Origin of the sequence: Streptomyces sp. PH10-H1, from assembly GCF_030063355.1 — a bacterium.
Taxonomy (GTDB): Bacteria; Actinomycetota; Actinomycetes; order Streptomycetales; family Streptomycetaceae; genus Actinacidiphila.
In genome coordinates this window covers 18369-30098 of the sequence record NZ_JASISZ010000086.1, presented here as the reverse complement: position 1 = coordinate 30098, position 11730 = coordinate 18369, and the positions used below count along the sequence as shown (strand labels likewise).

At 69.9% G+C, this 11730-nt stretch carries 13 protein-coding genes and 2 pseudogenes; 11 read left to right on the top strand and 4 right to left on the bottom strand.

Annotation, left to right across the window (positions count from 1 at the left end; all coding sequences use genetic code 11):
- Positions 1-307 precede the first annotated feature (307 nt).
- The 8 genes from QMK24_RS34765 (at position 308) to QMK24_RS34730 (ending at position 6564) form a co-directional block, all read left to right on the top strand.
- A complete protein-coding gene (locus QMK24_RS34765) occupies positions 308-691 on the top strand; it encodes a BlaI/MecI/CopY family transcriptional regulator (protein ID WP_502962691.1) in 384 nt (127 codons plus the stop codon).
- Positions 692-695: 4 nt separating this feature from the next.
- On the top strand, positions 696-1625 hold the full coding sequence (locus QMK24_RS34760; RefSeq protein ID WP_283470852.1) for a M56 family metallopeptidase: 930 nt from the start codon (positions 696-698) through the stop codon (positions 1623-1625).
- Between the two features lie 58 nt (positions 1626-1683).
- Positions 1684-2496, top strand: coding sequence for an MFS transporter (locus QMK24_RS34755; protein WP_502962692.1), 813 nt, complete (start codon positions 1684-1686; stop codon positions 2494-2496).
- Between the two features lie 224 nt (positions 2497-2720).
- Positions 2721-2891 (top strand): SNARE-associated domain-containing protein, encoded by a 171-nt coding sequence (locus QMK24_RS34750; protein ID WP_283470851.1) that lies wholly within the window; start codon positions 2721-2723, stop codon positions 2889-2891.
- Between the two features lie 9 nt (positions 2892-2900).
- Positions 2901-3392, top strand: coding sequence for a DedA family protein (locus QMK24_RS34745; RefSeq protein ID WP_283470850.1), 492 nt, complete (start codon positions 2901-2903; stop codon positions 3390-3392).
- Positions 3393-3659: 267 nt separating this feature from the next.
- Positions 3660-4865, top strand: coding sequence for an AbrB family transcriptional regulator (locus tag QMK24_RS34740; protein ID WP_283470849.1), 1206 nt, complete (start codon positions 3660-3662; stop codon positions 4863-4865).
- 84 nt (positions 4866-4949) lie between these two features.
- Complete coding sequence (locus QMK24_RS34735) at positions 4950-5345, top strand: hypothetical protein (RefSeq protein WP_283470848.1); 396 nt, start codon at positions 4950-4952, stop codon at positions 5343-5345.
- A 757-nt stretch (positions 5346-6102) separates the two neighbouring features.
- Positions 6103-6564 carry a nuclear transport factor 2 family protein gene (locus QMK24_RS34730; RefSeq protein WP_283470847.1) on the top strand — a complete coding sequence of 154 codons (462 nt, stop codon included), beginning with the start codon at positions 6103-6105 and terminating at the stop codon, positions 6562-6564.
- Positions 6565-6979: 415 nt separating this feature from the next.
- Here QMK24_RS34730 and QMK24_RS34725 read toward each other — a convergent pair whose 3' ends face one another.
- Positions 6980-7225, bottom strand: a complete 246-nt coding sequence (locus QMK24_RS34725) for a hypothetical protein (RefSeq protein WP_283470846.1) — start codon at positions 7223-7225, stop codon at positions 6980-6982.
- A gap of 47 nt (positions 7226-7272) precedes the next feature.
- On the opposite strand from QMK24_RS34725, the gene QMK24_RS34720 reads away from it, so the two are divergent.
- Together QMK24_RS34720 and QMK24_RS34715 are read left to right on the top strand one after the other, a co-directional pair.
- Positions 7273-8169, top strand: coding sequence for an IS1634 family transposase (locus tag QMK24_RS34720; RefSeq protein WP_502962694.1), 897 nt, complete (start codon positions 7273-7275; stop codon positions 8167-8169).
- Between the two features lie 48 nt (positions 8170-8217).
- Complete coding sequence (locus QMK24_RS34715) at positions 8218-8388, top strand: hypothetical protein (protein WP_283470844.1); 171 nt, start codon at positions 8218-8220, stop codon at positions 8386-8388.
- A gap of 343 nt (positions 8389-8731) precedes the next feature.
- Here the strand turns inward: QMK24_RS34715 and QMK24_RS34710 are convergent, their stop codons facing one another.
- A complete protein-coding gene (locus QMK24_RS34710; protein ID WP_283470843.1) occupies positions 8732-8965 on the bottom strand; it encodes a hypothetical protein in 234 nt (77 codons plus the stop codon).
- Positions 8962-10060 (bottom strand): annotated as a pseudogene (locus QMK24_RS34705) (transposase family protein). Before QMK24_RS34705 ends, QMK24_RS34710 begins: the two are co-directional and overlap by 4 nt.
- Before the next feature lie 137 nt (positions 10061-10197).
- On the opposite strand from QMK24_RS34705, the pseudogene QMK24_RS34700 reads away from it, so the two are divergent.
- Positions 10198-10356: pseudogene (locus tag QMK24_RS34700) on the top strand (IS110 family transposase); the annotation flags it as partial.
- Between the two features lie 7 nt (positions 10357-10363).
- Here the strand turns inward: QMK24_RS34700 and QMK24_RS34695 are convergent.
- Entirely contained in the window at positions 10364-11632 is a 1269-nt protein-coding gene (locus tag QMK24_RS34695) for an ATP-binding protein (protein WP_283470842.1), read from the bottom strand.
- Between the last annotated feature and the right edge of the window lie 98 nt (positions 11633-11730).

The window sequence follows — 11730 nt, the reverse complement described above, 5'->3', positions numbered from 1 at the left end:
TCGAGCTTGGCACCGATCGAGCGGATCGCCGCGGACTCGGTCTTGTACTGATCGCGTGTCTCAAGGACCCGGCGCACGGCCCGCTCCTTGAGCTCCTTCGGATATTGCTTCGCCATAACGGACTCGATCCTTCGAAGGAAACGAGTCTCGGTCAAACCCGGAACAGTTCATTCCGCCTCCACTCGGTGGGGTCAGGCGTAGGGCGGCCGGGTGAGCGGTCCGGTGCGGCCGGCCGTGATCCGGACGGGGCACACTGGGGGCAGCGAAGGGGCTGTGTCGTGTGTTGCTGGGGTCTGAGGAGGACGGCGTGACGGGCGAGGGTGCGGGCGGTGCCGGGCGCCGGGCGGCGGGTGAGTTGGAGTCCGGGGTGATGGCGATTCTCTGGGCGGCCGACGGTGCGTTGACGGCAGCGCAGGTGAGTGACCGGTTTCCCGGTGAGCTGGCTTACACCACGGTGCTGACGATCCTGTCGCGGCTCTTCGACAAGGGGAGGCTGACCCGCAAACGGATGGGTCGCGGATACGCGTACGTTCCGGTGCGTGACGAGGCGGCGGACACAGCGGGGCGCATGGTCACTCTGCTGGAGCGCGGTACGGACCGCCAGGCGGTGCTGGCGCGGTTCGTGGCGGAGCTGAGCGACCAGAACGAGGCGTTGATGCAGGAGCTGCTGCGCGGCGAGCAGGGACGGTAGGCGGGTGCGAATCGGGGTCTACCTTCCCTTCGCGGTCGCCGCGATGCTCGCGGTCCTCGCGCCCGCTCTCGCCCGGCGGCTGACGCCGCGTGCAGGGACCGTGGCGCTGACCGGATCCGCACTGGTGGCCTCGATGAGCTGGCTGGGGGCGCTCGCGCTCCTGGCGTTCAGCGGCTTCGGCCAGATCCCGCTGGTCGCGTTCCTCGGATCCTGGTCCACCCGCGTCCTTGCGGCCCAGGACCCGGTGACGCGCACCGTCGCGGCGATCTGCGCCATAGTCCTTGTGGTCGCGACGATCGGGCTCGGCGTCGCCTCCTGGCGACGCGGGCGGGTCCTGGTGGCAGCCTTCCAGGAATGCCACCGCCTGCCCGGCGACGGCGAACTCGCGGTGATCGACGACACCCGCCTGGAGGCGTTCGCACTGCCGGGACTACCCGGGATGCCGGGCCGGGTGGTGGTCTCCACCGGCATGCTCCGCACCCTGGAAGGCGCCGAACGCGAGGCCCTGATGGCACACGAACGCGCCCACCTACGCGGCCACCACCACTTCTTCCTCCTGGTCCTACAACTCGCCGCCGCCGCGTGCCCGCTGCTGCGCCCGCTGGCCACCGAGGGCGCGTTCACCATCGAGCGCTGGGCCGACGAGGACGCCGCCCGGGCGGTCGGGGACCGGGCGGTGGTCGCCCGCGCCCTGGCCCGCGCCGCCCTGGCCAAGAAGGGCTCGCGCCCGCGCGCCGGGGCGCTGGCCGCCACCGGCGGACCGGTACCGCGCCGCGTGCGCGCCCTGCTCGCACCGGCCCCGGTACCGCGCACCGCCCCACTCCTGGTCTTCGCGCTGCTGCTCGCCGTGTGCTGCGGGGGGCTGGCGGAAGCCGCCCACGAGACGGAGCTGATGTTCGAGGGCGCCCAGCACGCCTACACCGCCAGCACCTGACCCGCTGTACACCACCGCTTGGGCGGCTTGGTGAGGCCCCGGAGGACCACTCGTACCCATGTTGACCACTACCTTCCCTGCCCAGGCTGCCGCGCGGTGGCGGATGTGGCCGCTGTACGCGGCCGGGTTCAGCACCGCGTTCGGCGCCCACGGCATCGCCGCGAACCTCGGGTCCTTCACCTCCGGCCACCACCAGTCGCTCCTGGTCCTGGGTGGGCTGCTGGCGCTCTACGACGGGGCCGAGGTCCTGCTCAAGCCCGTCTTCGGGGCGCTGGCGGACCGGGTGGGTGCGCGACCGGTGCTGCTGGGCGGACTGGTCGCGTTCGCCCTGGCGAGGGACACCGGGCTGCTGTGGGTGGCCCGGCTCGGGCAGGGCGCTGCCGCGTCCGCGTTCTCCCCGGCCGCCTCGGTGCTGGTGGCGCGGCTGAATCCGCAGGCCAGGCGCGGGCGGGCGTTCGGCTCCTACGGCTTCTACAAGAGCCTGGGCTACACCGCCGGACCCCTGCTGGGCGGTGTGCTGGTGTGGGCGGGCGGTCTGACGCTGCTGTTCACGGTGACGGCCGCCCTGGCGGGCGCGGTGGCGATCTGGATGCTGTTGGCGGCGGTCCTGATCGGCGCCGGGACCGGGCTGATCACCCCGCTCGCCTTCACAGCCCTGGCCGACGCCGCCGATCCCGAGCGCCTGGGGCAGACCATGGGCGCGGCCGAACTGGGCCGTGAACTGGGCGACGCGGGCGGCCCACTGCTGGTCGCGGGAATCGCGGCGGTCACCACGCTCACCGTCGGCTTCGGGGCACTGGCCCTGGTCATCGCAGCCGTCCCGCTGGCCCTGCACCGGCGCAACAGCGCTGCGCCGGACCTGCGGCCGTAGCCGATACGGCATGCGGGGAGTCCTTCCAACGGCGGGAGCCGGCACCTGCAAGTACGGGGCGGTCACCGTGCGACCCCGGTGCCCGCGCGCGCACCCCGGGGGAAAGGTGGCGCACATATGACTTCCAGATGAAGCAGCGGTGACCGCCCGGCATAAAGTACTACACGCTGTAGATTCGTGCGTGGTTCTCCACGGGGGTCCGAGGCGACAGGCGAGGACGAGAAATGGGCTCGATCACCGACTGGTTGGGCGGACTGTCCGGTCCTGTGGTCTACGCGGTGGTGTTCGCCCTGGTCTTCGCCGAGGACGCGCTGTTCGTCGGCTTCGTGGTGCCCGGGGAGACCGCGGTGGTGCTCGGCGGGGTGCTGGCCAGCCAGGGCAAGGTCTCGGTGTGATGGCTGGCCGTGGTGGTCGTACTGGCCGCCATCGCCGGGGACAGCGTCGGCTACGAGGTGGGACACCGCTTCGGCCCGCGGATCCTGACGACCCGTCCACTGCGCAAGCACCAGGCGCACATCGCCAGCGCCCAGGGCCTGATCCGGCGCCGCGGCCCGGCGGCGGTGTTCCTGGGCCGCTTCATCGCCTTCTTCCGCGCGATGATGCCCGCCCTGGCCGGCACCTCCCACATGCCCTACCGCCGGTTCCTGCCCTTCAACGCGCTCGGCGGCCTGGCCTGGGGCATCGGCTTCACCCTGCTCGGCTACTTCGCCGGAAGCGCGTACGCGACCATCGAGGCCAAGGTCGGCCGCTACGTCGCCATCGCCCTGGCCGCCGTCGTGATCATCGCCCTGATCGTCTGGCACCTGCGCCGACGTCGCCGCGCAGACTCCCCGCCCGCCGATGCCCAAGGGGCCGACACGGCCGAGGAGTCCGACGGGCCGACGCCGGGGAGCTGACCCGGGGCGAGCACACCCCCGCAATCGTGCGGTCGCAGCAGGCGGGTCGGCTGAGGCGGCGCGCGAGCGTGCGGCGACTGCCACGGCCTTTGCGGTGATCTCCTCCGATCATCTAGAGTCAGCCCAAGCTCCTACAGCGTGTAGGAGTTTCTGCGCTGCCCACGTACGCGCCGCCCCACCGTGCTCTCGCCCGTGGGTGGGCGGTGTGCCACGCCCTGGTCGGCGATCCCCCTGGTCTGCACCCTCGACTCCCGCTCTGGAGCCACCGTGCCACTCCCGTCCTCCTTGCGTGCCCTCGCCGACGCTTCCACGGCGCCGCCGGGCTCCTCCTCGCTGCGCTCACGCGCCCAACGCGCCGCCCTGTGGGCGGTGCTGGCGGCACTGGTTTGGTTCACCGGCAAGGCCGCCGAGGAGATCGGCCTGCCCGCCCCGCACCTGCTGTCCGCCGTCCTGTGGGGCGTGGCGGCAGCGCTGTCCGGGGTGGTCGGCACCGGCATGCCGCCGCGCGTGCACCTGGCCGCACAGGCGATGGTCGGCGTGGTGATCGGAACTTACTTCGACGTGCACTCCCTGCAACGCAGCGGCGGGGCCGTGCTGCCGCTGCTCGCGGTCACCCTCGCCACCCTGGCGTTCAGCCTGGCCGCCGGGTTCTGGTTCGCCCGCCGCGGCCAGGTCGACGCGACGACGGCCGCACTGGGCATGGTCGCCGGCGGCTCGGCCGCGATCGTGGCCACGGCCAAGGACCTGGGCGCCGACGCCCGGGTGGTGGCATTCATGCAGTACGTCCGCCTGACCCTGGTCGTCCTGAGCACCCCGCTCCTGGTCCGCTTCCTGCTCGCCCCCCACGCCACCGGCTTCGGCGTACTCGGCGCCCCCGAGATCGAGGTCGACGGCTCGGTGTCCGGCTACGCCTTCCTGGCCCTGATCGCGGTGGCTGGCGGCTTCCTGGGCGTGCGGCTGCGGCTTCCGGCCGGCGCCCTGCTCGGCCCGGTACTCCTGGCCGCCGCCGTGACGGCGGCCGGATACGGCAGCCAGCCCCCCGAGTTGGCCCGCGAGCTCGCCTTCACCGTGATCGGGCTGGAGGTCGGCCTGCGCTTCACCCGCGAGACCCTGCGCACCCTGGGACGACTGCTGCCCAAGGTCCTGCTCTACTCCGCGGTGACCACCGCCGTGTGCGGCCTGCTCGCCTGGGCCGTCACCACCGTCAGCCACGTCACCCTGCTCAACGCCTACCTGGCCACCACCCCCGGCGGCATCAACGCCGTCCTGGCCACCGCCAGCGCCTCCAACGCCGACGTCACCCTCGTCTTCGCCGTCCAGGCCCTGCGTCTGTTCCTGATGGTCCTGGCCGCCCCTGCGCTGATCCGCTGGATCATCAGCCGCCGCACCACCGCTCCACCCGCCGCCACCACCGCGGCGACCACCGCCCCCGCGAGCGACCCGCTCGAAGACCTTGCTCCTGCCGGACACTGACCCCCTCGCGGCCGGCACTCCAAGGGAGTCGGCCCGCCTCTGGCGGGAGGCAACGACGTCTCCGCGTCCACAGTGCGCCGCCGGGTGCCGGAAGGGATCCAGCTGCTGGCCACGCGTGCCCCGCGCCTGGACCGCGGCTTGGCGAAGGTGGCCAAGGACATCGAGTGCGTGGTGCTGCTGGACGGCACGCTGATCCGCACCCGACGGCGGACCAAAAAGACGCACGGCCTGCTCTTCCTCGCCCTGACCGATGCGAAGGGGCAGCTGCTGCGGGTCGTCTCGGGCGGCCGCGGCGCCTGTAGCGAGATCACAGCAGTCCGCGGCGAGAGGCTGTGCGCCTGGCTGCGCGAGTTCGAGATGGGAGCGGTCGCCGACCTGGGCTTCGTCGGCGTGAACGACGGCGACAGGGAACAGCCGGGGGTCATCGCAGGGTTCAAGGCGAGCGGCGGCAAGCCCTGTCCTCGCCGGAGAAGGTCGTGAACCTGCTGTCGTCCAGGTCGTGGTCGCCGGTGACCGGATCGGCGTGCTGAAGGCGGACGGGAGCGCGGTGGCCAAGGAAGGCAGCCTTACGGCGGACTGGGTCAACGAGATCGACAGCGTCATCCAGCTCGACCTGACCGACGCAAGGACTGACCCGGACCAACCGCGCCCCTCCCCGTGTGCTCCCGCCGGGAGGGGCGGTCAGCTACCGGGTGGGCGGTGTGGCTGAGTGGCCGATCTGGCCACTGCGGCCAACTGGGATGAGCAATATGCCCCGTGTTCAGCGTTCCTCCGTAGCTCCCTGGCGCCGCTGTCCCGTCGCACATGATCTGGTTCGTGGCCATGGCACTGACCTGCGGCGACCAGATGAGTTGAGACGCCAGGATGGCGGTTTTCTCAGTTGATCTGGTCCCGTAGGCATGAATGCTGGTTGTCGTCTCAGTCGTTCTGGTCCGGCGGAGACGGGTCTGGGTGATACCAACTTTGTGTTCAGCCACGCCTGGTAGGCGCCGTAGATCTTGAGAGGGCCGTCGTGCCCTTCGCGTACTTCCAGGAACTCGTCAATCAGTTGAAAGAGTGTGGCGACGGCGGGAGCGTCGGCTTCTGGCGTCAGGGGATGCACTAAGCCGCCGGGAGCGAGATGCCGGATGAGAGCCGTCCAGACGAGGTTGTTGCCGTGGTTGAGGCGGACGATCAGCCATTCCCGGAAGCCGGTGAGCACCCAGACCCAAGATCCAGTCCTCCGGGAGGCCTCGCCGTGCAGACGCAGACGCAGACGCAGACACAACGCCCCGCCCCGAACCGTGCGGCCGCCCGCAGCGGTCGCCGCCCGCTCACGCCGAGCGGGAGCGCCGCCCCCGCCGAGGACGCGGCCGTGGCCCGGGTCCCCCAGTACTACTCATTGGTCGACGCGGGCGATGTGTCAGGGCTGTTCGCGCTCTTCGCGCCGGACGCCCGCTACCACCGGCCCGGATACGAGCCGCTCGTGGGGCACACCGATCTCCTGCGGTTCTACCGGGACGAGCGGGTGATCGCCGAGGGCGCGCACACGCTGACCGAGGTGGTGGTCTCCGGCGCACAGGCGGCGGTGCACGGCGAGTTCCATGGAGTGCTGCACTCGGGTCAGCGGGTCGGTCTGCGGTTCGCCGACTTCTTCACCCTGACGCCGGAACTCACCTTCGCGGGCCGGGACACCTTCTTCTTCACCCCTCTCGTCTAGCCCGAGTTTCCTAGATAAGTTGATCATGAAGGTGGGTCGGAACACTGCGAATGGGTGTTGACCTGCACGAACGGGGTACATCGAGTGGTATCTGACGCCTTGAAAGGTGTATGACCTAAAGCTGTGGCGAGCCTGTACGCGAAGAAGGTCAACGGAGGGACGTACTACTACCTCGTGAGATGGCGCGTGTGGACGGCAAGCCCAAGCGCGTGTCGGAACGGTACCTGGGTACGGCCGAGGAGATCGCGGCGGCGATGGCGGCCAAGGATGCGGCGTCGATGCCGCAGCGCAGCCGCCATCTCGCGTTCGGGGATGTGGCCGCGGCGTGGGGAGTCCTGGAACGGCTGGGTGTAGTGGACACCGTGGACACCGTGGTCGGTGCTCGTCGTTCGGACGCCGCGGCGAGCACGGGAACCTATCTTGCGCTGGCCGCGCTGAACCGGGTGGTGGCCCCTTGCTCGAAGGCCGCGTTCGCTGACTGGTGGGCGACTACCGCGGCTGACCGGATCACGCGGGTCCCCGCCGCCGCGCTGGACCATCGCCGGTTCTGGGACGCGATGCGGAACGTGCCGCTGTCGGCGCTGGCCGAGATCGAGCGACGGATCACCTTGCGCATGATCGAGGGGTTCAGCCTGGACGTGTCGGCGCTCGCGCTGGACATGACCAACTTCGCCACCTACATCGACACGGCGAACGACAAGGCCCCCTATCGCCCAGCGCGGCAAGGCCAAGCAGAAGCGCACCGACCTGCGATTGGTCGGCCTTGGCCTGGTCGTCACCCGCGACGGCGGCGTTCCCCTGCTCTCCCACCCTTACCCCGGAAACCGGCCCGACGTCACCCAGTTCACCACGATGATCGACGAACTGTGCGTCCGTCATGCGGCGTTGGCCTCCGGCGACGCGACACCGGGCGAGATCACCGTGGTGTTCGACGCGGGGCAGAACTCCGTCGCCAACTTCACCCACCTCGACCGGTCCGGGCTGCATTTCGTCGGCTCGATCCCGCCCTCGCACTGCGCCGACCTGCTCAAGCGGCCCGCCCGCGCCCGCACCCTGGTGGATGAGCCGCGCTTCGGGGGCCTGACCGCGCTGCAGACCCGGCGCACCGTCTACGGCCGGGACCGCCGTGTCGTGCTCACCCACTCGCCGACCCTGCACACCGCCCAGAGCCGCGGCTTCGACCAGACCCTCGCCAAGGCGGGCGCCCGTCTCGGCGACCTCGCCGCTGCCCTGGCCCGCGGCAAGACCCGGCGGGCCCCGGAGAAGGTCCAGGCGGAGATCTCGGCGATCACCAAGGACTCCTGGGTCGCCCGCGTCACCACCACCGAGCTGACTGGCGACACTCCCCAGGACCTCCGTCTGACCTGGAACATCGACGCCAAGGCCCGCCGGGCCCTGGAGAACGAGATCTTCGGCAAGCGCGTGCTGGTCACCGACCACAACCACTGGACGATCGCCGACATCGTGGCCGGCTACCGCTCCAATCGGACGCGGAGTTCTCCTTCCGGCAGCTCAAGGACCCCCACGTCGTTTCCTTCGGGCCTATGGACCACTGGACCGACCACAACATCCGCATCCACGTCTTCACCTGCGTACTCGCCCTGACCGTTGCCCACTTGATGCGACGACAGGCAAGCCCGCGCGGACGAGCCCATGTCGGTGCGCGAACTCCTCGGCCACCTCGCCGGCATCCAGGAAACCGTCCTGATCTACCCCTCCACCGGCGGCCGCCCCAAAACACGCCGGATGCTCACCGACCTCACCACGGTCCAGGCCCGTCTCGTCGGCATCTTCGACCTGGACCCCTCCGCGCCGCGCACTTAGGTCATACAGTTGCGGCCCCCCAAGCCACGCTGACCTGCAACGACGCGCCCAAAGATCAACTTATCTAGGAAACTCGGGCTAGCGATCTTTCGAAGCCCGTGTGAGGGCGGGCGCAGCCCGCCCTCACACGGGCTGGGGAGCCATTGATTGGAGGTCCCCCTCTTCACCGCCCCAGCGGCGTGCTGGTGGACCCGGCGATCCGGGCCGGGGTCCCTTTCCGCTGCCAGCGCCGGAATTAGCAGTGAACCCACGCGTCGGAAGCAATAATTGGCGAGATGCCCCTCGGGTTCCCGTAGCTTCCCCTTCGAGATTCTGCGAACCGTCGGTTTCTCGGCTGCGGCGGCTACAACGCCGCCTTCATCGCCGAACTCGTCGGCCCGGCAGGCAGCGTCACCACCCTCGACATCGACCCCGCCGCTGCCTGACCGGGACCGGACACGACCGCGTCCACGTGGTCACCGCGGACGCCGAACACCTGCCGCCCGATGTCGTCCCGGACGAGGGCTTCGACGCCGTCATGGTCACCGTCGACACCTGGGACCTTGTAGGTGCCGACAACCTCATCCATGCAGGTCATGCGGCATGTTGGTATCGGTGGAGGATGCCGCCGAGTCGGTCGTGTCGTTGGATGTTTAGGTGGTCCAACTGGGTTGGTTCGGTGATTGGTTGGGGGAGCTGGCGTAGGGGTGCGGTTGCTTGGAGGGTGCGGTGGGGCCGGTGCTCGTTGTAGAAGGTTTCGTACTCGCGGGGGGCGTGGAGGAGGTGGGCCTGGTTCCAGATCGAGGTCCGGTCCAGCAGTTCGGCTCGGCATGATCGAACCCAGCGTTCCATGATCGTGTTCATGCGGGTGCCCGGATGGCGCTCTTGTATTGTCTGGATGTTCTCGGCGGTGAGGACGGCATCGAAGGCCGGGGTGTATTTGCTGTCCCGGTCGCGGATCAGGTACTTGATCGTGGCTGGTGTCGTGGAGGTCCATGAGAAGGGTTCGGGCCTGCTGCACGGTCCACTGCGCTGGGGGATGCGTGGTGACGCCGAGGATGCGGATGCGCCGGGTGGCGTGTTCGATGACGGCGAAGACGTAGAGGTGTGTGCCGGTCAGGGTGCGGGTTTCGAAGAATTCACAGGCGAGGATTGCGTCGGCCTGGCTGTGCAGGAAGGTTGCCCAGGTCTGGCTCTGGCTGGCCTGGTCGGGTGCGGGGTTGATGCCCTCCTCCTTGAGGATTTCCCAGATGGTGGAGGCGGCGATGGTGATGCCGAGGGCGGCGAGTTCGCCGTGCACTCTGCGGTAGCCCCAGCTGGGGTTTTCCCGGACCAGGCGCAGGACAAGGGTGCGGATGGAGCGTACGGTCCGGGGCCGGCCGGTCGCTGGGGACGGGAGACCTTGGCGTGGTGGCGGCGGAGCAGATCGCGGTGCCAGCGAAGGATCGTGTCCGGGCGGACGAGTAGCCGTAGCCGGCGCAGTACGTCGCGGGGCAGGGGATGGAGCAGGGCGGCGAGGAAGGCCCGGTCGGCGGGTGTGACCGCGGCGGTCCGCTCCGAGTTGGCGTTGCAGCACGGTGAGCTGGTGGCGTAGGGCAAGGATTTCCACGTTCCTGTCACGGTCGCTCATGGGCAGCAGCCGTATCAGGGTGAACATGCTCGACAGGGCGAGGTAGGGCAGGCGCAGAAGCATGCGGATCATCCTGCCGTCCGTTCCCATCGATCTTCAATCGGGGGCTGCGGTCTTGAGTCCGGAGGGGCCGGCGACGGCTCACCGTGAGAGTCGCAGAACAGCTTGACCTGCTTGGATGAGGTTATCGGCACGTACAGGGCTCCGCCCCGATCACCTGGGCCTCGGGCAAGAAACAGTTCGTCGGATGCCGCTTCGTCAAGAACAACCGCCTGATGGCCGCCGGGTTCCTGTGGGCCTTCTCCTCCCTGCGGGCATCTCCGGGAGCCGACGCGCACTTCGCCGGCACCGCCCGCCACCACCGGATCACGTACGGGCGTAGCGGTCGGTGTGAGCGGCGAACTCGCGCGCCATCTCGTCGGTGACGGTAGGGCGGGTGCGGCTGATGGCGTCCAGGTAGTCCTCGGTACTGGGATGGGCCCGGACCCCAGTGTCGAGGGTGCGCTCGAAGACGTCCTGGGCGACCGTGCGGGCGACGTGCGCGATATCGGCCGGAGTGAAGCCGTCGCTGGCATCGGCGAGGGCCGCGGCATCGGCTTCGGCATCGGCCCGGGCCAGATAGCTGGACCACAGACCGCGCCGGGCCTCCGGGTCGGGGGGCCCGATCGGCAGGACATGGTCGAAGCGACCGTGCCGCAGGAACGCCGGGTCAAGAGCGGCGACATTGTTGGTCGCACAGACGAGCAGTCTGCTGTCCCGGTCCCGGAACCGCACGATCAGCTTGAGCAGCTCATTGACCACGCCCACCGAGACCGGGTCCGCGTCGCTGCGCAGCGCGGCGACCTCCTCGACCTCGTCGATGAACACCAGCACATGATCGAGTTGCCCGATCTCGGCGAAGCGGTCGCTCAGCCCGGTCGCCAGCCCTCCCTCCAGCGCGAGCCGGGACGGGAAGAGCTCCACGAATGGCCACCCCAGCCGCCCGGCGACGGCCTTGGCGAAAGTGCTCTTCCCGGTGCCCGGTGGGCCGAACAGCACCACCGCCTGCGGCGGCTCGACTCCGTGCTGGGTGGCGAGCTCCGGGTGCGCCAGAGGCAGGACCAACCGCCGCTCGATCAGCCTCTTTTCCGCCGCCATCCCTGCCAGTTGCCGCCACAGCCCCGCTTCCGGCACCACCGCCCCGAGCCCGGACAGCAGGACCACGTCCTGGGCCGTGACCGCGCGTGCCTTCTCGAAGTACGTCATCCCCTCCCAGGGCCGGAAGCCCGAATTGCGCAGGGCGGTGGCACCGGTTCCCTCGTCCGGCAGGATGGCCGCCAGCGTCCTGGTCCCGCTGCTCCCGAGCCTGTGTTCCAGAGCAGAAACCAGTGCAGACCCCAGGCCCAGGTTTCGCCAGGCGGAGTGCAGGCTCACGCGCAGTACCCAGGCCCGGTCGCCGTCGACCCGGCTCACCGCCGCGCCGACGAGATGGCCGTCCGCGACAGCGACGACCGCCGGGTGGTGCGCTTGCAGGGCCGCAACGACATCCGCGAGGCTGAACGCAGGGCGATGCCCGCCGGTGTCGCTCTCGACCTCGAGCCGGACCATCGCCTCGAGATCGTCCGGTGCGAAGTCCCGCACACTCCAACCGGCCATGTCCCAGCCTCCAGACTCCGGGCCGCCTCGCTGTCCCTCTCATCATCAACCCGATAAGCGCGACCCGCATTCGCCCCCGCTCGGCGTCGGCCGAACTC